The organism is Actinokineospora fastidiosa (assembly GCF_014648415.1).
GTDB classification, from domain to species: domain Bacteria; phylum Actinomycetota; class Actinomycetes; order Mycobacteriales; family Pseudonocardiaceae; genus Actinokineospora; species Actinokineospora fastidiosa.
The window spans coordinates 339,352-361,718 of the sequence record NZ_BMRB01000002.1 but is presented as its reverse complement, the minus strand read 5'-3'; the positions used below and the strand labels follow the sequence as shown (position 1 = coordinate 361,718).

At 73.9% G+C, this 22,367-nt stretch carries 9 protein-coding genes; 8 read left to right on the top strand and 1 reads right to left on the bottom strand.

Going from position 1 to position 22,367, the window contains the following annotated elements:
• Nucleotides 1–182: 182 nt before the first annotated feature.
• Both IEY98_RS11615 and IEY98_RS11610 read left to right on the top strand, forming a co-directional pair.
• Nucleotides 183–1,631, top strand: a complete 1,449-nt coding sequence (locus IEY98_RS11615; protein WP_189210441.1) for an NAD(P)/FAD-dependent oxidoreductase — start codon at nucleotides 183–185, stop codon at nucleotides 1,629–1,631.
• Nucleotides 1,632–1,669: 38 nt separating this feature from the next.
• Nucleotides 1,670–2,407, top strand: coding sequence for a class I SAM-dependent methyltransferase (locus IEY98_RS11610; RefSeq protein ID WP_229786828.1), 738 nt, complete (start codon nucleotides 1,670–1,672; stop codon nucleotides 2,405–2,407).
• A 154-nt stretch (nucleotides 2,408–2,561) separates the two neighbouring features.
• On the opposite strand, the gene IEY98_RS11605 is transcribed toward IEY98_RS11610, so the two are convergent.
• A complete protein-coding gene (locus IEY98_RS11605; RefSeq protein ID WP_189210440.1) occupies nucleotides 2,562–3,080 on the bottom strand; it encodes an EF-hand domain-containing protein in 519 nt (172 codons plus the stop codon).
• A 373-nt stretch (nucleotides 3,081–3,453) separates the two neighbouring features.
• On the opposite strand from IEY98_RS11605, the gene IEY98_RS11600 reads away from it, so the two are divergent.
• The 6 genes from IEY98_RS11600 to IEY98_RS11570 are packed head-to-tail and all read left to right on the top strand — an operon-like array spanning nucleotide 3,454 to nucleotide 22,363.
• Complete coding sequence (locus tag IEY98_RS11600) at nucleotides 3,454–11,661, top strand: non-ribosomal peptide synthetase (RefSeq protein WP_189210439.1); 8,208 nt, start codon at nucleotides 3,454–3,456, stop codon at nucleotides 11,659–11,661.
• Complete coding sequence (locus tag IEY98_RS11590) at nucleotides 11,658–17,264, top strand: non-ribosomal peptide synthetase (RefSeq protein ID WP_229786827.1); 5,607 nt, start codon at nucleotides 11,658–11,660, stop codon at nucleotides 17,262–17,264. The genes IEY98_RS11600 and IEY98_RS11590 overlap by 4 nt, the downstream gene beginning before the upstream one ends.
• Nucleotides 17,261–18,397: a saccharopine dehydrogenase NADP-binding domain-containing protein gene (locus tag IEY98_RS11585; RefSeq protein WP_229786826.1), complete on the top strand. Its 1,137-nt coding sequence runs from the start codon at nucleotides 17,261–17,263 to the stop codon at nucleotides 18,395–18,397. Before IEY98_RS11590 ends, IEY98_RS11585 begins: the two co-directional genes overlap by 4 nt.
• A complete protein-coding gene (locus tag IEY98_RS11580) occupies nucleotides 18,394–19,506 on the top strand; it encodes a Gfo/Idh/MocA family oxidoreductase (RefSeq protein WP_189210438.1) in 1,113 nt (370 codons plus the stop codon). Before IEY98_RS11585 ends, IEY98_RS11580 begins: the two co-directional genes overlap by 4 nt.
• The gene (locus IEY98_RS11575) at nucleotides 19,503–20,768 is read left to right on the top strand and encodes a cytochrome P450 (protein ID WP_189210437.1); all 1,266 of its coding nucleotides are present in this window, start codon (nucleotides 19,503–19,505) and stop codon (nucleotides 20,766–20,768) included. Before IEY98_RS11580 ends, IEY98_RS11575 begins: the two co-directional genes overlap by 4 nt.
• Nucleotides 20,765–22,363 carry a (2,3-dihydroxybenzoyl)adenylate synthase gene (locus IEY98_RS11570; protein WP_189210436.1) on the top strand — a complete coding sequence of 533 codons (1,599 nt, stop codon included), beginning with the start codon at nucleotides 20,765–20,767 and terminating at the stop codon, nucleotides 22,361–22,363. The genes IEY98_RS11575 and IEY98_RS11570 overlap by 4 nt, the downstream gene beginning before the upstream one ends.
• Nucleotides 22,364–22,367: the final 4 nt, after the last annotated feature.

Sequence of the window (22,367 nt, the reverse complement as noted above, 5' to 3'; positions counted from 1 at the left end):
ACAACACTTCCGGGTGCATCGGCGTTGATCACGGTGGGTATGTGCGGGGAGATCTTGCGGCCCACCACCACCTCGGGCAGTCTCCGTTGTGCGAGCCCGCGACGCGCGGCACGGCCGCGCCGACCCCGAACCGTTGCGCGGTAGGCACTGTCTTGATCGAATCGATCCCCCCAGGAGTGAATGTGGACGGACGCGCCCGAGTGCTGGTCGTCGGCGGTGGTCCAGCCGGATCCACCGCCGCGACGCTGTTGGCCCGCGAGGGCATGGACGTCACCCTGATGGAGCGGGCGGTCTTCCCCCGCTACCACATCGGGGAGTCGCTCCTGCCCGCCTGCCTGCCCATCCTGGACCTGCTCGGCGTGCGGGAGAAGGTGGAGCGGCAGGGGTTCCGGGTGAAGGGCGGCGCCCACTTCGACTGGGGCGCCGAGCAGTGGGACATCGGCTTCGGAGACCGGCCGGGCTGGGAGGACAGCTACTCCTACCACGTCGAGCGCGCCGATTTCGACCACCTCCTCCTCGAACACGCCAAGAGCCAGGGCGTGACGGTGCGGGAAAGCGTCGAGGTCAAGCAGCTGGTGTTCGACGGCGAGCGGCCGACGGCCGCGCGATGGGCCCCGGCGCAGGGCGGCCCGGAGCGGGAGCTGGCGTTCGACTACCTGGTCGACGCGTCCGGCAGGGCGGGCCTGATGACCCGGTACCTGCGGACGCGGCGGCACCACGAGGTCTTCAAGAACGTCGCCGTTTGGGGGTACTGGACGGGCGCGGGACCCATCGCCGGACCCGAAGGCGCGATCGAGATCTGCTCGGTGACCGACGGGTGGTTCTGGGGCATCCCGCTGCGCGACGACCGGCTCAGCGTCGGGCTGGTCGTCCACAAGGACCACTTCGCCGCCCGGCGGGCGCTGGGCCACGACCTGGAGCGGATCTACCGGGACGCGATCGCCGAGTCCCCGGTCATGTCCGACCTGCTGGCCAGGGCGGAGCGGGTCGCGCCCCTGCGCGTCGAGCAGGACTACTCCTACGCGGCCGACCGGTTCACCGGCCCGGGCTACTTCCTCTCCGGCGACGCCGCGTGCTTCCTGGACCCGTTGCTCTCCACCGGGGTCCACCTGGCCATGTACAGCGCGATGCTCGCCTCCGCCTGCCTGGCGAGCACCGTCAACGGGGACGTCAGCGAGGAGCACGCCTCGGCCCACTACGAGTGGACCTACCGCACCGCGTACCTCCGCTACCTGGTGGTCGTCTCCAGCCTCTACAACCAGTACCGCGGCAAGACCTCCTACTTCTGGGAGGCACAGCGCCTCACGCTGCGCGACTGCGCCGCGGACGACATCGAGCTGGCGTTCGCCAACGTCATCTCCGGCATCGAGGACCTGCACGACGCGCAGGCGGCGCTCGACCTCGCCGTGGAGGTCACCGACCGGTCGCTCGCGCAGATGATCGCCATGCGGAAGGAGGCGCCCGACCGCGCGGCCGCCGCCTCGCCGCAGGAGAGCGAGCTCGCCCAGGCGCGGGCGCAGCTGTTCAACTCGGGGAAGATGGGCTACGCGCAGACCGGCGGGGTCAAGGCCGCCCCCGGCCTCTACCTGGTCACGAAACCGCGCCTCGGCCTTGCCTACCAGAGCGCCTGATCCCGCGGACACGATTCGCCGCACAACTGCCGGGAGGTATGCGAATGCAGGACTACTGCTCGTCGGTGGCCGAGTTCTACGATCTCGTCCCGCGAGCGCACCCCGAGGGGGAGCGGGTGCTGCGGGCCGCTCTCTCCGATGTGGACCCTGCCGTGGGCACGGCGGTCGACATCGGGTCGGGAACGGGCCGCACGGTCCGCATCATCGCCGACGCCCTGCCGGGCACGCCGATCGTGGCGTGTGAGCCCGCGGCCGGGATGCGGGCGGTGCTCACGCACGCGGTGATCGGCGACGACGATCTCCGCGGCCGGGTCACCATCATGGCCGAGCCAGCGGAGACGGTCGCCCTGCCCGACCCGATCTCGGCGCTGGTGCTCTTCGGCGTCCTCGGCTACCTCGACCCCGACGAGCGGCGCGCGCTGTGGGACCGCGCGCTGCCCCGGCTGGCGCCGGGCGCCCCGGTGGTGGTGGAGCTGCTGCCGATCGCCCGGCCCGCGCCGCTGGCGCGGATGCCCCTCGCCCGCGAGCGGATCGGCGAGCTCACCTACGAGGCGTGGATGACCGGCGAACCGGTCGGCGGCGACATCATGCGCCTGACGTCGACGTGGACGGTCAGCGGCGCCGCGACCGAACCGAGGGTCGTGCGGAACACCAGCGAGTGGCACACCTTCGGCGTCGAGAACCTGGCGGAGGAGACCAATCTGGCCGTCGAGCACGTCGCCGGGCACATCGGGGTGCTGCGCGCTCCGCGTCCGGCCCGGACGCCCGCGGGGTGAGCGGAGCCACCTGAGCGGCCGGTCGGAGGCGCTGCGCCTCCGACCGGCGTCGGTCGTTCGCGGCGATCCGGCCAGGGTGTGCCGACGGGACGGCCGGTCGTGCTGGCGTCGAGGCTCCGGACGGGCTCTCGGCGCGGTCGGGGCAGGAGGTCGTTCAGGCGCCGAGCATGATGCTGCCGGGCGCGTTCGGGTCGGAGCTCAGCAGCATCTCCCGGACGGCCTGGTCCCACTCCTGCCGGGTGATGTCGCCGTCCTTGTCCCGGTCCATCCGCTGGAACGCCTCCCGGACGTTGTCGGCGGACAGGCCGTCGCGCTGGAGGGCGCTGACCAACTCGCTCTCGCTGATCTTGCCGTCGTGGTCGCTGTCGACGACGTCGAAGAAGACGGAGTTCAGCGGGATGTAGGCGTTCTCCACCAGGTCCTGGTCCATCGACTGGACGTAGGTCTCCTTGGTGATCGCCGAGCCGTCGCCCCGGCTGCCCAGCTTCTGCCAGATCTGCTTGGCTGTGTCCATGGCCTTGCGCGCCTGGGGCGAGTCCGCCGAGATGTTGTACTTGCTCAGGAAATGGGTGATGTGCTCGCGGATGTCGTTCTCGTCGATGGTCCCGTCCCGGTTGGTGTCGAGCTTGGTGAAGATCTCCTCGCGCTTACGGGTTTCCACGTCCGTGGCCACATGTCCTCCTTGCCGGTGAACCGGTATGTCGCTGTGAAGTGCGGTTATCGAGCCGCGTGACAGCTCCGAACCAGGTATAGCCGTCACCCCTTTCCCCCACAACGGCTGGTCATCCAATAGGGCGGGAAGAGTGCCCGGACAGTGGACCGGCGGGTGGAGATTCTGATTGTTACGACAACAGAAGCGTTCGCGCGCATATGTTTTCGTTAGCCGAGAACGAATCGAAGAGTGTCCTGTTTCGTCGGTGGTCCCACGATCGGGTAGACGTGGGTTCGCTCGAGGGCATCGATGATCGTGCGACGGCATTCTGGCGAGGGCGCGATCGTCGCTGACGTCGTCGCCGGTGCCCCAGCAGCTCCCACCAGGTGAGGCGATGACCGACAGTATCCCCCTTCCCCGCTTGGTCGACATCGGACCGGACGTGGAGGCGTTGCCGGGCAACGTCTCCGAGGTCCGGCTGCGGGTCTGCGAGTGGACCGGGCTGAGCTACGACGAGGTCACCGAGGACGCCGACCTGACCGCGCTCGGCGTCGAGTCGATCTTCCTGATCCGGTTGGCCGCCGTGCTGCGCAGGCACGGCGTCCGGGCCGGGTTCCGGGATCTCGCGGAGCGGCCCACCCCGGCGGCGTGGTGGGAGCTCATCCGGGAGCGCGGGCCCGCCGCCCAGCAGCAGGCGGGGGCCGTGGACGAGTCCGCGTGGTTCCCGCTCGCGCCGATGCAGCACGCGCTCTGGATCGGCCGGACTCCCAGCCAGCCGTGCGGCGGTGTGCCCGCGCGGTTCTACGCCGAGTTCCACAGCCGCCCGGACGAGGGCGTCGACCCGGCCCGGCTCGACCGCGCGCTGCACGGTTTGGTGGAGCGGCACGGCATGCTGCGGGTGCGGATCGGCGCGGACGGGACCCAGCGCGTCGAGGAGCGCGCCGAGTGGCCCGGTCTCGTCGTCACCGACCTGCGTGCCGCCGCCGACGGGCAGGCGGACGCCGAACTGGCGGCGATCCGGGCGCGCCGCGGCGTGGAGCTGGCCGAGGGCCGGGTGCTCGCCGTGGGGTTGACCCTGCTGCCGTCCGGAGCGGCCAGGCTGCACGTCACCGTGGACATGGTCGCCGCGGACGCGCTGAGCCTGCGCAACCTGTTGGCCGATCTCGCCGGGCTGTATGACGATCCCGCAGACCCGCCCGCCCCGCTGGGCTACTCCTACCCCCGCTACCTCGCCGAGCGCGCCGCCGCCCGCGAACACCAGCGGACTGAGGCGCGGGCCTGGTGGGCCGACCGGCTCCCGCTGCTGCCCGGTCCGCCCGCGCTGCCGGTCGTCGACGAGGACGGGCCGCCCCGGATGACCCGGCGCCACCACTGGCTGTCCACTGAGGACCTGGGGCGGCTGCGGCCGGAAGCGGCACGCCACGGGCTCACCCCGGCCACGGTCCTGGCGACGGCGTTCGCCGAGACGGTCGCGGAGTGGAGCGCGGGAGACCGCTTCCTGCTGAACCTGCCGGTCTTCGACCGCGAGCCGCTGCACCCCGACGTCGACGGCCTCGTCGGCGACTTCTCCAGCTCGGTGCTGCTCGACGTCGACGTGTCCGAGACCATGCCCTTCGCCGACCGCGCCCGCGGGCTGCGAACGCGGCTGCGCGACGCCGCGGGCCACGCCGCCTACACCGGCGTCGAGGTGCTGCGGGACCTGAACCGCCTTGAGGGCGACCGCGTGATCGCGCCGGTCGTCTACACCAGCGCCCTGGAACTCGGCGAGCTGTTCGGCCCGCAGGTCCGGCGCCGCTTCGGCGACCCGTGCTGGTTCGCATCGCAGGCGCCGCAGGTGTGGCTCGACGCCCAGGTCATCGAGTTCGACGGCGGCGTCATGCTGAACTGGGACGCGCGCGAGTCGGTCTTCCCCGCCGGGGTGCTCGACGCGATGTTCGACGCCTACGTCGGCCTGGTCCGGGGCCTGCTCGACGACGCGGCGCGCTGGGACGAGCCGGTCCCGCCGATGCTGCCGCCTGCCCAGCGGGCCGTCCGAGCACGGGTCAATCAGACCGAGGGCGGCGCAGGCCCGGGCGTGCCGCTGCACCAGCGGTTCTTCGCCCGCGCGCTGGCCGACCCCGGCCGCACGGCCTTGATGTGGGGACGGGACGGGACGCTGTCGTACGGCGAGTTGGCCAATCGGGCGCTGCGGGTGGCGCGGCTGCTCCGCGACCGCGGGGTCGCGGCGGGCGACAGCGTGGGGATCACCCTGCCGAAGGGGCCCGACCAGGTGGCGGCCGTGCTCGGGGTGCTCGCCGCCGGGGCCGCCTACGTCCCCTCCGGCGTCGACGTCCCACCCGCCCGCCGGGCCCGGGTGTTCCGCGCGGCTGGGGCGCGGCACGTGCTCACCGACCGGTCGGTGTCCGAGGAGTGCTACCTGGAGCGGGTCGTGGTCGAGGACGCCGCCGCGGTCGAGCCGCTGGCCGCGCCGGTCCCGGTCGACCCGGAGTCGGTGCTGTACGTGATCTTCACCTCCGGCTCCACCGGGGAGCCCAAGGGCGTGGAGGTGCCGCACCGGGCGGTGGCCAACACCGTCGACGCGGTCAACGACCACTTCGGCATCGGCCCGGCCGACCGCACGATCGCGCTGTCCGCCCTGGACTTCGACCTGTCCGCCTACGACCTGTTCGCCTTCCTCGGGTTCGGCGGCAGCGTGGTGGTGCTCGACGAGGCGCAGCGGCGCGACGCCGCCGCGTGGGCCGAGCTGATCCGCCGGTGGCGGGTCACCGTGGTCAGCGCCGTTCCCGCGCTGCTCGACATGCTGCTCGTCGCCGCGGCCGAGGACGGGCTGGGGAGCGACTTGCGGGTGGTGATGCTCGGCGGCGACACAATCGGCGTCGACCTTCCCGGCCGACTGCGGGAGCTCGCGCCCGGCTGCCGGTTCGCGGGCCTGGGCGGGATGACCGAGGCGGCGATCCACGCCACCCTGTGCGAGGTCGACGCCGTCGACCCGACGTGGCGTTCGGTCCCGTTCGGCGTGCCGCTGCGCAACGTCGTCTGCCGTGTCGCCGACAGCCGGGGACGGGACTGCCCGGACTGGGTGCCCGGGGAGCTGTGGGTCGGGGGCGCGGGCCTCGCCCACGGCTACCGCGGCGACCGGGCGCGCACCGAGGAGAGGTTCGTCGAGCACGACGGCCGCCGCTGGTACCGCACCGGCGACCTCACCCGCTACCGGCCCGACGGCGCCATCGAGTTCCTCGGCCGGACCGACCACCAGGTCAAGATCCGCGGCCACCGCATCGAACTCGGCGAGATCGAGTCGGTGCTCGCCGCCCATCCCCGGGTGGACAAGGCCGTGGCGACCGTCGTGCGCGCCGCCGCCCGCCAGCTCGCGGCCGCGGTGGTCACGACCGCGCCGACCGAGCCCGCCGAGCTGCGGGCCTGGCTGGCCGAGCGGGTCCCCGGCTACCTCGTGCCCGAGCACATCCGCGTCGTCGAGACGATCCCGCTGACCCGCAACGGCAAGATCGACCGGGCGGCGGTCCAGCGGGCGCTGCTGGACGGGCGGGAGCGGGGCGACCGCGCACACCGCGAGCCGTGCTGCCCGGTCGAGCGCGTGGTCGCCGACCTGTGGCGCGACCTGCTCGACGTCGACCGCGTCGGGCTCGATGACGACTTCTTCGCCCTCGGCGGCGACAGCCTCCTGGCGACCCGGCTCATGCGCGGGCTCGCCGCCACCGGCCTGCGCGGCGCCGACCTCGCCGACCTGTTCGCCAGGCCGGTGCTCCGCGACTTCGCCGCCCTCCTCGCCCCCGGCGCCGCCGCGGCGCCCGCGGCCGTGCCCGCCGACCCGGAGCACCGGCACGACCCGTTCCCGCTCACCGACGTGCAGCGGGCGTTCTGGATCGGGCGCGACCCCCGGCTGCCGCTCGGCGGTGTCGGCTCGCACTACTACCTGGAGTTCGACGGCGACGACGTCGACATCGACCGGGTCGAGGAGGCGTGGAACCGGCTCGTCGCCCGCCACGAGATGCTGCGGGCGGTCATCGCCGCGGACGGCACCCAGCGCATCCTGCCCGAGGTCCCGCGCTATCGCATCGCCGTGGTCGACGCGGGCGATCACCCCGAGCCGGTGCTGCACCGGCTGCGCGCGACGCTGTCCCACCGGCTCTTCGACGTCGGGACCTGGCCGCTGTTCGAGATCCGCGCCGCGCGCTACGTCAGCGGCGGCAGGCAGCGCGTCCGCCTGTACGTCGGCATGGACAGCATCGTGATGGACGGACGCAGCATCATGGTGCTCTACACCGAATGGGCCGAGCTGTGCGCGAACCCGGACACCCGGCTGCCCGCACTCGATCTGTCCTATCGGGACTACCTGCGCCACGCGGCGCCCGACCCGAGGCGCGTCGCCGAGGCTCGGGACTACTGGCGCGGGCGCCTCGACGACCTTCCGCCGCCTCCCCGACTTCCCCTCGCGAAGGAGCCCGCCGCGGTCGGCAGGCCGGTCTTCCACCGGCTGCGCCACCACCTCGATTCCGCGACCTGGGCCGCGGTGACCCGTGCCGCGGCGGGCCACGGCCTCACCCCGAGCGCCGTCCTGCTCGCCTGCTACCTCGAAGTGCTCGGCGAGTGGAGCGACCAGACTGACCTGACGGTCACCATGACGGCCTTCGACCGGGATGATGTGCACCCGGACGTGCACCGCGTCGTCGGCGACTTCGCGTCGCTGCTGCTCGTCGGGCACCGGCGCGGCGCCGGGGAGGCGTTCGCCGCGTCGGCGCGCAGGCTCCAGGAGCAGGTGGGCCGCGACCTGACGCACCGGGCAGCGTCCGGGGTCTGGGTGCTGCGCGAGCTGGCCCGGCGCGGCGGCACGGCGTCCGCGTCGTTCCCCGTCGTGTTCACCAGCGTGCTCGGCGTCGTCGACGACGTCTCCCTCGACCTGCCCGGCTCGTTCCCCGAGCAGGTCTACGGCGTCACGCAGACACCCCAGGTGTGGCTGGACGCCAAGGTCACGCCGTCCGGCGGGGGAGTGGCGGTCGACTGGGACGTGGTGGACGAGCTGTTCGTCGAGGGCATGACCGACGCGATGTTCGCCAGCTACGTGCGCATGGTCGAGGGACTGGCCCGCGCCGACTGGGCGGCCCCGCTGCCACCCGCGCTGACCGACGGCGACCGGGCGCTGCGGGACTGGGCGCGGGAGAGCGCCGTGGTCGAGCAGGACGCGCCGTCCGCCGAGCCGCCATCGGGCGAGCCCGGTGACGCCGTGGAGGCGGCGGTCGCCCGGCTGTGGGGTGAGGTCCTCGGCGTGGACCGGGTCCGCCGCACCGACGACTTCTTCGCCCTGGGCGGCGACAGCATCGTCGCCACCCGCCTGATGGTCGCGCTCCGCGCGGAAGGGCTGGTCGGCGCGGAGATCGCCAGCCTGTTCACCCACCCGGTGCTGCACGAGTTCGCGGCGACCATCACGCGGGGGACGACGCGGGCCCGCGCCGCGCTCGTCGCCGACGAGGAGCACCGCCATGACCCGTTTCCGCTGACCGACGTGCAGGCCGCCTACTGGCTCGGCCGCCTGCCGGACTTCACCCTCGGCGGCATCGGCGCCCAGCTCTACGTCGAGTACGAGCACACCGACCTCGACGTGCCCCGACTGGAGCAGGCGTGGAACCGGCTGATCGCCCGCCACGACATGCTGCGCGCCGTGGTGGAACCCGACGGCACCCAACGGGTCCTGCCTGACCCGCCCGCCTACCGCATCACCGTGGTGGAGGGAGGCGAGTTCCCGGACGAGACGCTGGAGCGCGTTCGGGAGCAGCTGTGCCACGGCGCTCTCCAGGCGACCGAGTGGCCGCTGTTCGACGTGCGGGTCGTCACCAGGCAGGGCGGAGCACGGCTGTGCGTGGTGTTCGACAACATCATCGCCGACGGGCTCAGCATCCTCACGCTGCTGTCGGAATGGGACCGGCTCTACCAGGACCCACAGGCCCAGCTCCCACCCATCGGTGTCTCCTTCCGCGACTATGTGCTCGACACCGCGGCCGACCCCGACAGCCACGCCGAGGTGCTCGACTACTGGCGCGCGCGGATGGCCGACCTCCCGCCGGGGCCCCGGCTGCCGCTGCGGGTCCGGCCCGCCGAGGTCGACCGGCCCCGGTTCACCCGCCGCGAGCGCCGCGTCGACACCGCGACCTGGCAGGCCGTCACGGAGCGGGCGCGGGACGCGGGCCTGACCCCCAGCGTCGTGCTGCTCGCCTGCTACACCCTCGTCCTGGGCACGTGGAGCGCCAGCCGGGACCTGACCGTGAACCTGACGCTGTTCGACCGGCGCCCCGTGCACCCGGACATCACCCGCGTCGTCGGCGACTTCACCTCCCTGCTCCTGGTCGCCGACCGGCCCTTGCCCGCTGAGAGCTGGCTGGACCGCGCCCGCCGGCTGCAGCAGCAGGTGTGGCGCGACCTCGACCACCAGCAGGTGTCCGCGGTCCGCGTGCTGCGCGAGCTGGCCACCGAGAACGCCCGGCTGGCCGAGCCGGTGCCGGTCGTGTTCACCAGCATGCTGGGCGTGGACGACGCGCTGGCCCGATCGGTGCGCTGGCCCGACCTCACGCGGTCGCAGACCCCGCAGGTGTGGCTCGACCACCAGGTCATCGACCTGCCCGACGGACTCCTGCTGAGCTGGGACTCAGTCGACGAGCTGTTCCCCGACGGACTGGTCGACGCCATGTTCGACGCCTACCACGCCCTGCTGCGCGAGCTGGCCACCGCCGACTGGGCCGCCGCGCCCCTCGACCTGCTCCCCTCAGCCCAACGGGCGGTGCGTGAGCGGGTCAACGACACGGCGGGACCCGAGCCGGAGAGCACTCTCGGCCGCGGGCTGCTGCACGGCGCGTTCTTCGCCCAGGCCGCCGCCTACCCCGACCGGGTCGCGCTCGTCCACGACGGCGGCGAGCTGACCTACGCCGAACTGGCCGACCACGCGCGGCGCGTCGCCGGGATGCTGCTCGCGCACGGCGTCGCCGCCGGCGAGCCGGTCGCGGTGTGCCTGCCGAGGGGGCCGGAGCAGATCGCGGCCCTGCTCGGTGTGCTGGCCGCAGGGGCCGCCTACGTGCCGGTCGCCGTCGGGCACCCGCCGCTGCGCGTCCAGCGCGTCCTCGACCGCGGCGGGGTCAGGTTCCTGCTGGGCGACGACGACGTCACTCCGCCGGAGGGCGTGCGGCGCCTGCGAATCGGGGACGCTGCGGCATACCCGACCCTGGACGACGTCTGCGGCGAACCGGGCGGGCTGGCCTACGTCATCTTCACCTCCGGCTCCACCGGGGAGCCCAAGGGCGTCGAGATCCGGCATCGCAGTGCCGTCAACACCGTCGACGACCTGGTTCACCGGTACCACCTCGGGCCGGACGACCGCGTCCTCGCGGTGTCGGCAGTCGACTTCGACCTGTCGGTGTTCGACGTGTTCGGGCTGCTCGGCGCGGGCGGCGCGGTGGTCTGCATCGCGGAGGCCGCACGCCGCGACCCGCAGCGCTGGCTGCGGCTGGCGCACGAGCACCGGGTGACGGTGTGGAACAGCGTCCCCGCGGTGTTCGACATGCTGCTCTCCACAGGGGACGACCTGCCGGGCTCGCTGCGGCTGGTGCTGCTGTCCGGGGACTGGGTGGGGCTGGACCTGCCGGGCAGGCTCCGCGCGCAGAGCCCGAACCCCGATTGCGCGCTGGTCGCCCTCGGCGGGGCGACCGAGGCGTCGATCTGGTCCAACGCCTACGACGTCCATGCCGTCGCACCGGACTGGGTGTCGGTTCCCTACGGATTCCCGTTGCGCAATCAGCGGTTCCGGGTCGTGGACGAGGAGGGCCGCGACCGGCCGGACTGGGTGCCGGGCGAACTGTGGATCGGGGGCGACGGCGTGGCCCGCGGCTACCGGAACGCGCCCGATCTCACCTCCGCCCGGTTCGTCGAGCACGACGGCACGGTCTGGTACCGCACCGGCGACATCGGCCGCTACTGGCCGGACGGCACGCTGGAGCTCCTGGGCAGGCGCGACGACCAGGTCAAGATCCGCGGCCACCGGCTCGAACTCGGCGAGGTCGACGCCGCCGTCTCGGCGCACCCCGGCGTCGACCGCGCGGTGACCGTCGCCGTCGGCGACCGGGACGCCAGGCGGCTGGTCGCCTTCGTGCGGCCCACGGAGAGCGGCTCGCTCGCCGACCTGCCGCGGTTCCTCGCCGACCGCCTGCCCGCCCACGCCATTCCCAGGGTGGTCCCGGTGGACGGGTTCCCGCTGACGCCGAACGGCAAGATCGACCGCGCCGCGCTGGCCGGTCGGGAGGCCGAGCCAGCCGTGGCATCCGAGTCGGCGATCGTCGGCGAACGCGGGCGCGCGCTCGCCGCGATGTGGCGCGACCTGCTCGGCCGGGAGCCGCGCGGCGCGGAGGACAACTTCTTCGCGCTCGGCGGCGACTCGCTCAGCGCCACCCGGTTGACGCAACGGGTGCGCGGCGCGTACGGCGTCGCCTTGTCCCTGCGCGATTTCTTCGCCGACCCCACCATCGCCCATCTGGTACGGGCCATCGATCAGGCAGTGGCCGAGCAGGGCGTGGGATCCGAGCCGGAGGAGGGCAGCCTGTGAACGTCGGCGATCTGCTGGTGGAACTGGAAGACCTCGGCGTGCGCCTGTGGGCCGACGGCGACGCCCTGCGCTTCCGCGCGCCGCGCGGGGTGCTCACCGGCGAGCGGCGCGCGGTCCTCGCCGAGCACAAGGCCGAGGTGCTGCGCCTGCTCGACGGCCGTTCGGCGCTGCCCAGGCTGAGCGCCGACCCCGAGGGCAGGCACGAGCCGTTCCCGCTCACCCCCGTGCAGTCGGCCTACCTGCTCGGGCGCACCAGCGCTTACGACCACGGCGGCGTCGCCTGCCGGAGCTACCTGGAGGTCGAGTTCCCCGGAGTCGGGCCGGACGACGTCGAGCGGGCCTGGAACCAGCTCGTCGCCCGGCACGACATGCTCCGCGCCGTCGTCCACCCGGACGGCTACCAGCGGGTGCTCCCGGAGGTCGACCACTACCGCGTCCCGGTCTCGGATCTGCGCGGCGCCGACGCCCGGCGGCTGGCGGTTCACCTGGACCGCTGCCGCGACGAGATGACGGGGCGGGTCGATGATCCCGCGCGCTGGCCGCTGTTCGCGCTGCGGACGACCGTGACCGACGCGGGCGTGATCGCCCATCTCGCCGTCGAGCTGCTGGTCGTCGACGCGGCGAGCCTGCGCGCCCTGCTGTCCGAACTGGACGGTCTGGTCCACGGCGGGGAACCCGCCCCGCGGCCCGCCATCACCTTCCGCGACTACGTCCTCGCCGAGCACGGGCTGCGGGACACCCCGCGCTACCACCGCGACCGCGACTACTGGCTCGACCGGATCGCCGACCTCCCACCCGCCCCGGAGCTCCCGCTCGCCGAACGACACGACGGCCCGGCGCGCTTCGACCGGCACCACCACACGCTCACCGCCGCCGAGCTGGCCGGTCTGCGGGACAGGGCGGCCCGGCACGGCCTCACCGTCTCCGCGGTCGTGCTCACCGCCTACGCCGAGGTCGTCGGCCGCTGGAGCCGCCACCGCCGGTTCACCCTCAACCTGCCGATCGTCACCAGGTGGCCGCTGCACGACGACATCGACGACCTCGTCGGCGACTTCACCTCGGTCTCGCTCCTCGCCGTCGACCTCGACGCTGCCGACGGCTTCGCCGAGCGGGCCCGGGCGCTCTCCGCCCGCCTGTTCGACGACCTCGACCACCGCCTGTTCACCGGCGTGGACGTGCTGGCCGAACTGACCCGCACCGCCGGGCGGCCCGCGCTGATGCCGGTGGTGTTCACCAGCACGGTGGGATTCGGCACGCCGGGGACCAGCACGCCAGGGACCAGCACGGCGGCGACCGGCATTGCGGGGTCTTGCCATATGGGGATCGGCACCGCGGGGATCGGAACCGCGGGGTCGGGCATTGCGGGGTCCGGCACCGAGGGGTCCGGCATTGTCGGGTCCGGCACCGAGGGGATCGGCATCGCGGAGTCCGGCGTCGCCGCGTCGGCGCCTGCTCCTCGGGTTCGCCGCGGTCTCACCGAGACCCCGCAGGTGTGGGTGGACTGCCAGGTCGCCGAGCACGACGGCGGGCTCATGCTCGCCTGGGACGTGCGGCGCGGCGTCCTGCCCGGGAGCCTGGCCGCCGACGCGTTCGCCGCCTTCGCCGCACTGGTGGCGGACCTGGCGACCGACGACCGCTCCTGGGGCTCCCGCTTCCCGGTGCCCCTGCCCGCCGACCAGTCGGCCCGGCGCCGCCGGGTCAACGACACCGCGGTCGACCGGCAGGCGCGCCTGCTGCACGAGCCGGTGTTCGCCCGCGCCGCCGAGCGGCCCGACGCCGTCGCGGTCGTGGCGGGCAGGACCACGCTGACCTTCGGCGAACTCGCGGACCGAGCGGCCGTTCTCGCCGAGCGGCTGCGCGCCCAGGGCTGCGCGGCGGGCGAGCGGGTCGCGGTCGTCATGGGCAAGGGGGCCGAACAGGTCGTCGCCGTCCTGGGCATCCTGGCCGCGGGCGCGGTGTACGTGCCCGTTGACGCGGGCCAGCCCGCCGTGCGGCGCGATCGCGTGCTGCGCGACGCCGGTGTCCGGCTCGCGGTGGTGCGGCCCGGCGACGGCTCGGCGGACGGCCTGCCGGTGCCCTCAGTCGTCGTCGACCTCGCCGAAGAGGCCCGCGCCGCCGTCCCGCCCGCGGTGGACACCTCGCCCGCCGCCCCCGCCTACGTCATCTACACCTCGGGGACGACCGGCGACCCGAAGGGCGTGGTGATCAGCCACCGGGCCGCCGCCAACACCATCGACGACATCAACCGCCGCTTCGAGGTCGGCTCAGGAGACCGGGTGCTCGGCGTCGCCGGTCTCGGCTTCGACCTGTCGGTGTGGGACGTGTTCGGGGTGCTCGGCGCGGGCGGCGGGCTCGTGCTGCCCGACGACGACCGGGCGGCCGACCCGTCGCACTGGGCCGCGCTGATCGCCGAGCACGGCGTGACGCTCTGGAACAGCGTGCCCGCCCAACTGCAGATGCTGTGGGACTACCTGGAGTCCGAGCCCGCGGCCGACCTCACCTGCCTCCGCCTGGCCATGCTGTCGGGCGACTGGATCCCCGTCGAGCTGCCCGGCCGCGTGCACGCGCGGCACCCCGGCCTGCGCGTGGTGAGCCTCGGCGGGGCCACCGAGGCCGCGATCTGGTCCATCTGGCACCTGATCGACGAGGTACCCCCGCACTGGCGGAGCATCCCGTACGGAACGCCGCTGGAGAACCAGACCTTCCACGTCCTCGACGCCGCCGGTCAGGACTGCCCGGACTACGTGCCGGGCGACCTCCACATCGGCGGCATGGGCCTGGCCGAGGGCTACCTCGGCGACGCCGAACGCACGGCGGCGCGGTTCGTGACGCACCCGCGCACCGGGGAACGCCTCTACCGCACCGGCGACCTGGGCCGGTACCTGCCCGACGGGACGATCGAGTTCCTCGGCCGCGAGGACACCCAGGTCAAGGTCCGCGGCCACCGCGTCGAACTCGGCGAGATCGAGGCGGCGGCGCGCGCGCACCCGGCGGTCGCCGACGCGGCCGTGGTCGCCGTCGGCGACCGGGGCGCCCGCAGGCTGGCCGGGTTCGCCGAACCTGCCCGCGGCGTGCCGCCCGAGGACTCGGCTGCGGCGGCCGCCGCCGCGTCGACCGCGGCGGCGATCGAGGCCGAACTCGGCGGCGGCGACTTCACCGCGCTGATGCGGGCCGTGGACGAGGTCGCCGTCCTCTCGATCGCGGCCCGCCTGCGCGCCGCCGGGCTGTTCGCCGAGACCACGGACCAGCACGACCTCGCCGCGATCGCCGAGGCCACCGGGGTCTCGGCAGCACAGCACAGCCTGCTGCGCCGGTGGATGGCCGCACTGGCCGACGCCGGGGCGGTGCGCGTCGACCCCGCGTCGGGGCGCTACCGAGATCTCGTCCCCGCGACCGGGTCCGACATCGACGCGGCCTGGCAGCGCATCGGGGAGCTGAACGAGCGCGTGGGCTACGGCGCGGCCACCCTCGAGTACATCCGCACCTGCGCGGGCCGCCTCGACGAACTGCTCGACGGCAGGCTCGACGTGCGCGACCTGCTGTTCCCCGGCGGCGAGATCGGCGCTGCCCACGCGGTCTACCGGGAGAACCTGGTGGGCCACAGCGTGCACCGCATGGTGATCGCCGCCGTGCGCGCGATCGCGTCCGGCCACCCGCGCGGCGGGATGCGGGTGGTGGAGGTCGGCGGCGGGATCGCGGGCACCAGCACCGACCTGATCCCCGCGCTCGCGGAGTTCGAGCCGGACTACCTGTTCACCGACATCTCCGAGTTCTTCCTCAACGCCGCGCGGGAGAAGTTCGCCGACCACCCGTGGGTGCGCTACGGCCGCTTCGACATCAACGTCGACGCCCGCGCGCAGGGCCTGCCGCCCAACAGCGCGGATGTCATCATCTGCGCCAACGTCCTGCACAACTCGCGCGACGCCGACGAGGTGCTCGCCCGGCTGCGCGAGGTGCTGGCCCCGGGCGGCTGGCTGGTGTTCCTCGAACCGACGAAGCGGCACAACTTCCCGCTGCTGGTGTCGATGGAGTTCGAGTTCTTCAGCGAGCTGACCCGGTTCACCGACCTGCGCAAGGAGACCGGGCAGGCGTTCTTCACCAGGGACCAGTGGCTCACGCTGCTGGAACGGGCGGGAGCCGAGGAGCCGCTGTGCCTGCCGCCTGCCGACCACGCGCTGGCCGCGTCGGGGCAGGGGCTGTTCCTGGCGCGGTTCAAGACCGACCGCGCGAGGCTGACCACTGACGACCTCCGCGCGCACCTGGCCCGGCGGCTGCCCGACCACATGGTGCCTCCGCGCCTCGAACTGGTGGACGCCATCCCGAGGACCGCCAACGGCAAGACCGATCGCGCCACGCTGACGGCCTGGGCCGCCGATCCCGACCCCGGTGACCACGTCGTGGCGGTCGAGGAGCCCGCCGACGACCTGGAACGCCGGATCGCCGCGCTGTGGGCCGAACTGCTCGGCGTCGACCAGGTGGACCGGGGTAAGGACTTCTACTCCCTCGGCGGGGACTCCCTGCTGCTGTCGCGCATGGTCGGCCTGCTCCGCGACCGCGAACCGGAGGCCGCCGGACTGGAATGGCCGGAACTGCTCCGCCACCTGCTGCGGGACGCCACGGTCCGGGGTCTGGCCAGCTACCTGCGCTCCGCCCAGCCGACGTCGCAGGACGCGGCGGCCACGTCCTCGGGGCTGATCTGGCTGGACGGCCCGACCGGCGATCAGGCCGCCTGCGTGCTCGTGCACGCCGGGTCCGGTTCGCTGCAGCCCTACCGGGCGGTCCTGCCGCACCTGCGGGCCGCGTACCCCGGCAGGCTGGCGGGGTTGCAGCTCGACGACCACGACCGGTACCTGGCGCTGCCCGCCGAGGTGGTCATCGACCGGCTCGCGGCGGACTACGCCGAGAGCCTGCTCGGCGTGGGGGAGCGGTTCCGGCTCACCGGCTACTGCGTGGGCGGCCTGCTTGCCACCGAGATCGCGCGCACGCTCACCGAGGCCGGGGCCACGGTGGACGAGCTGACCGTGATCAGCTCCTACCGTCCGCCAGCGGTCCACGACGAGTTGCTGGTGGAGTACGTGTTCGCCCTCGCCGCCGGGGTCGACATGGCGGCGGCCGGGCTGCCAGCCGACGCCGACGCCTTCGGCGGCGCCGTCCGCGCCATCCTGGACGAGTCGCCGCAGTGCGTCCCGGACGGCGCGCTCGCGAGCCTCACCGGCCAGCACGGCGAGATCGGCGAGCGCTTCCGGGCGCTGGCGGCACGCTCCCGCGAGGACCGCGTCGCCGCGCTGCACCGGGCCACGTGCGGGACCGGGGCCTACCACCTCGGTGAGCAGAACCTGGCCGAGTTCACCCGGCTCCTCGACGTGTTCCGGCACACCATGCTCGCGGTGTCCCATCACGTCCCGGAGCCCTACCTCGGCTCGGTCACCCTGCTGCGCAACAGCGACTCGTCGACGCTCCTGCCCGGCACCCGCGCCGACGTCGGCGCGTTCTGGCAGCGGATCTGCGTGGGCGAGCTGACCGTCCGCGACATCCCCGGCGACCACTTCGGCTGCGTGTCGGCCGAGGGCCTGGGCACGCTGCTGACCGGGGGTGGTGGGTGAGCGCGTCCGTCGCGGTCCTCGGGGCCGCCGGGCTGGTGGGGCGGGCGGCGGTGGGCATGCTGCGGGAGCTGGGCGTGGGCGAGGTGCGGGCGGGCTTCCGTCGCACACCGCCCCGGGACGGCTTCGCCGAGCCGGTCCACGTCGACGCCGACGACCCGGTGTCGTTGGCGCGCTTCTGCGCCGACGCCGACCTGGTGCTCAACTGCGCCGGGCCGTCCTACCTGTTGCTGGACCGGGTGGCCAGGGCGGCGCTCGCCGCGGGCGCCCACTATGTCGACGTGTCCGGGGACCAACCGGCCTACCACCTGCTGGCCGGGTCGGACCCGGGCACCTGCGTGGTCCTCTCCGCTGGCATGCTGCCGGGGCTGGCGAACCTGGTGCCCCGCGTGCTGGCGGCGGGCGACAGCCTCGCGGGCGCGGAACTGGTCGTGCACGCGGGCGGGATCGAGCGGTTCGGCCGCGCGTCGGCGGGCGACCTGGTGCTCTCGGTCGACAGCACCGGGCTCGACAGCACTGGGCTCGACAGCAATGGGCACAGCGGCCACTGGTACGGCGAGGCCCTTGCCGCGTGGCGGGACGGCCGCCCGGTCTCCGGCGCGCTCGCGCCCGCCGAGGACGTCGAGCTGCCGCACTTCCCCGGCCGGGTCGGCCTGATGCCGTTCCTCACCGCCGACAGCGCCCGCCTGGCGCGGACGAGCGGTCTTGCGGCGCTCGACTGGTTCAACGTGTTCACCGGAACCCGCCTGCGGCCCGCCCTGACCCGGCTGCGCGGGCGCGTGCCGCGCGACCCCGCCGCGCTCGACGCGGCCGTGGACGAGCTGATGGCGGCGGGCGAGGTGGATCGCGCGGGCCAGGACCCCTACTACCTCATGGCCTTCACGCTGTGCTCCGGGACGGCCGGGCGCACCGCGGTGCTGAAGACGGGCAGCAGCTTCGAGCTGACCGCCGCGACCGCCGCGCTGACCGTCCGCGCGGTGGTGAACGGGGAGATCCCCCGCGGCCTGCACTACGCCGACGATGTCCTGCACCCCGAAGCGACGCTGCAAGGCGTGCGCGACCTCGGCGCGCTGCCCGTGTTCGACGTCCGGGACCACGAACGGGGGGCGACAGTGATCGAGGAGGGGCTGTTGTGAGCAGCGCGGACCGACCCCGCGTCCTCGTCTGCGGCACGTCGTTCGGCCGCGTCTACCTGCGTGCCGTGCACGACGACCCGACGGTCGACCTGGCGGGCGTGCTGTCGCGGGGCAGCGCGGCGTCGCGGCAGTGCGCCGACGCCTACGGCGTGCCCTGCTACCGCGACGTCGACGACCTGCCCGACGACCTCGACATCGCCTGCGTCGTCGTCCGCGCTGCCGTCGCGGGCGGCTCGGGGGCCGAGCTGTCCCAACGCCTGATGGCCAGGGGTATCCATGTGCTGCAGGAACACCTGCTGCACCCCGATGAGCTGGCGGCCTGCCTGCGCGCCGCCCGCCGCCACGGTGTCCGGTACCGGGTGAACGCGTTCTACCCGCACGTGGCGGCCGTGCGCCGGTTCCTGGACGCGGCCGAGGTCCTGCGGCGCCGACACCGGCCGCTGTGCGTGGACGCCACGGCGGGCGCCCAGGTGCTGTACCCGCTGGTCGACGTGATCGCCCGCGCCGTCGGCGGCGCCCGGCCGTGGCGCTTCGCCGACGCGGTCCCGCCACCGGCCGTCCTCGACGGACTGGCCCACGCCCCCGGCCCGTACACCCACCTGCACGGGGTCATCGGCGCGACACCGGTGTCCCTGCGCGTGCAGAACCAGATCCACCCGGCCGACCCCGACAACCACGCCCTGCTGCTGCACCGGCTCGCGCTGGTCTTCGAGTCCGGTGTGCTCACCCTCGCCGACACCCACGGCCCGGTCCTGTGGAGCCCGCGCATGCACAGCGAACGCGATGAGACCGGCAGGCTGATCATGGACGGCCCGGGCACCGCGCGCCTCGACGTGCCGGGCACCGAGCCGCTGGGCCACGCGGACGGCCCCACCTTCCGCGAGGTCTTCGACCGGGTGTGGCCGGACGCGGTCAGAGTGGCGCTGGGGGAGCTGAGGGCCGACATCGCCGACGGCCACCGCGCGACGGTGGCGGGCCAGTGGGCGCTCACGGTCACCGCCATCTGGCACGACATCACCGAACGGCTCGGCCCGCCGCTGCTCATCCGCCCGCCGACCCCCGAGCGCGTCGACCTGCCGGAGCTCGTCGGCCGGGGCGAACGCCGATGAACGCCGTGCTCCAGTCCCTGACCGCGCTGGCCCGGTTCACCACCGACCCCTACCGCACGATGGACCGGCTGTATGAGCGCAACGGCCCGGTGTCGTGGGTGGGCGCCGGGCCGGTCCGCTTCGCCCTGCTGCTCGGTCCCGAGGCCACCGAGTTCGTCATCGGCAACTCCGAGCTCTTCAGCTGGCGGCGCGCCTTCGCCGCCCTGGAGCCGCTGGCGGGCCCGGGAGCGCTGGTGGTCAACGACGGGCCCCGGCACCGGCGGCTGCGCAGGCTGGTGCGGCCCGCGTTCACCGCCGACCGGCTCGCCGGGTGCGCGGACGCCACGCGGCGGCATGTGGCGGCCGTGATCGACACCTGGCGGCCGGGCGACGTGGTCGAGGTGTACGGCCGCCTCCGCTCGGCGTTGCGGGACGCCACCGCGGAATGCCTCTTCGGGCCCGGCGCGCTGCGCCGCGCGGACGGGCTCAACGCCCACCTGCAGGCCATCCACGAGGCGATCGACGCAGGCCCCCTGGTGCGCAGCCTCCAGGGCCGGGGGCTGCCGTCGTGGCGACGCGCTCTCGCCGCCCGTGCGGTCATCCGGCAGTGGGTGGCCGAGGAGAGCGTGCGCGGCCGGTCCGGTCCCGACGTGCTGTCCGCGCTGCTGGACAGCCGGGCCGACGGCGGCCTGACCCAGGACGAGGTCTGCGACCAACTCGTCAGCTTCTGGGCGGCCGGGGCGGAGACCACGGCGGCGACGGTCGCCTGGGCGCTGCACTGTGCGCTGTCCGATCGGGCGGTGTGGGACGGCATCGTCGGCGAGGCGTCCGCGGGGGACGACCCGCCGTACCTGGACCAAGTGGTGCGGGAGACGCTGCGGCTGTACCCGGCGACCGCGGTCGCCCAGCGGGTCGCGGCGACCGGGTTCGCCTTCGCGGGCCACCGGTTCCCGGCCGGGACCACGCTGCTGTTCAGCCCGTACCACACGCACCGCATCAAGGCACTGTGGACGGACGCGCTCCGCTTCGACCCCGGCCGCTGGGACCGCGCGCGGCCGCGCCGCCACGAGTACCTGCCCTTCGGCGGCGGGCCGCACCGCTGCGTCGGGGCCGGGCTGGCGACGGCCATGGTCAAGGCCGCGCTCGCCGAGGTCGCCAGGAGCGCCGATCCCTGGTTGGTGTCGAGGGACGCGACGCCCACCGGTCTCGTCGGCATGCGTCCCAAGCACGGGCTGACCCTGCTCGTGCGCGACGTGGTCCGGACGGGAGGGGTCGCTCGATGAACGCCTGGCCCGAGGCGGACGCGGCCCGCTACCGCGCGGAGGGCTACTGGCGCGGGGAGACGTTTCCCCGCTTCCTCGCGCGGGTGACGGCCGCCTACGGCGACCGGACCGCGCTGGTCGACGACCGCGTGCGGCTGACCTACGCCGAACTCCGCGCACAGGTCGACGTCGTCTCCCGCGGCCTGCGCGAACTCGGGATCGGCGCGGGGGACGCGGTGCTCGTGCAACTGCCGAACCGCGCCGAGTTCGTGGTGCTGTGGTTCGCGCTGCAGGAGATCGGCGCGGTGCCGGTGCACGCCCAGCCCGGCCACCGGCGGACCGAGATCACCCACCTCGCCCGCATGACCCGCGCCGTGGCGCACGTGATCCCGGACGTGCACGCGCGGTTCGACTACCGCGACCTCGCCGCTGCCTGTTCGGCAGTGCGCCACGTCATCGTCGTCGGCGCACCGGGGACCAGCGGGTTCATCGCGTGGGACGACCTCATGTCGGCGCGCGCCCGACCGGTCGGCGTCTCCGCGCGGCCGGACGACCTGGCGCTGCTCCTGCTCTCCGGCGGCACCACCGGCCTGCCGAAGCTGGTGCCCCGCACGCACGACGACTACCTCTACAACGCCAGGGCCGCGGCCGAGGTGTGCCGGCTGGACACGGACACGGTGTACCTGGCGACCCTGCCGGTGGCCTTCAACTTCACAATGAACTGCCCCGGCGTGCTGGGCACGCTGGGTGTCGGTGGGACGGTCGTGCTGGCCGACACCCAGGACCCGGCCAGTTGCTTCGACTGGATCGAGCGCGAGCGGGTGACCATCACGGCGATCACCCCGCTGCTCGCCCCGGTGTGGGCCGACGAGGCGCGGCACCGGGAAGCGGACCTGTCGAGCCTGCGCGTCCTGCAGATCGGCGGCGCCCGGCTGGCCGAGGACCTGGCGCGCGAGGTGATCGACAGCTTCGACTGCACCGTCCAGCAGGTGTTCGGGATGGCCGAGGGCCTGCTGTGCCTGACCCGGCTCGACGATCCGCCCGACGTCATCGCCACCACGCAGGGCACACCGGTCTCGCCTGCCGACGAACTGCGCGTGGTCGACGAGCACGATGTCGACGTGCCGGACGGCGAGGTCGGTGAACTGCTCGTCAAGGGGCCGTACACGCTGCGCGGCTACTACCGGGCCCCTGAGCACAACGCCACCGCGTTCGTCGACGGGTACTACCGCACAGGCGATCTCGTGCGGCGTCTGCCGTCGGGACACATCGTCGTGGTGGGCCGCCGGAAGGACCAGATCCAGCGGGCGGGGGAGAAGTTCGCCGCGCCCGAGGTGGAAGGCCACCTGCAGGCCCACCCGGCGATCCGGTCGGTCGCGCTGGTGCCCGCGCCGGACCCGGTCCTCGGCGAGCGCTCCGTCGCCTTCATCGTGCCCGCCGGGTCCACCGTGCCCACCCGAAGGGACCTGGCGGCGTACCTGTCCGACCGCGGCCTCGCCGCCTACAAGACGGTCGACGACGTGCGGCCGCTCAGCGACCTGCCGCGCACCCCCGTCGGCAAGCTGGACAAGAAGGCGCTCGCCCGGCTGCTCGACGACGAACCGACCGCCCCGTGAAGGG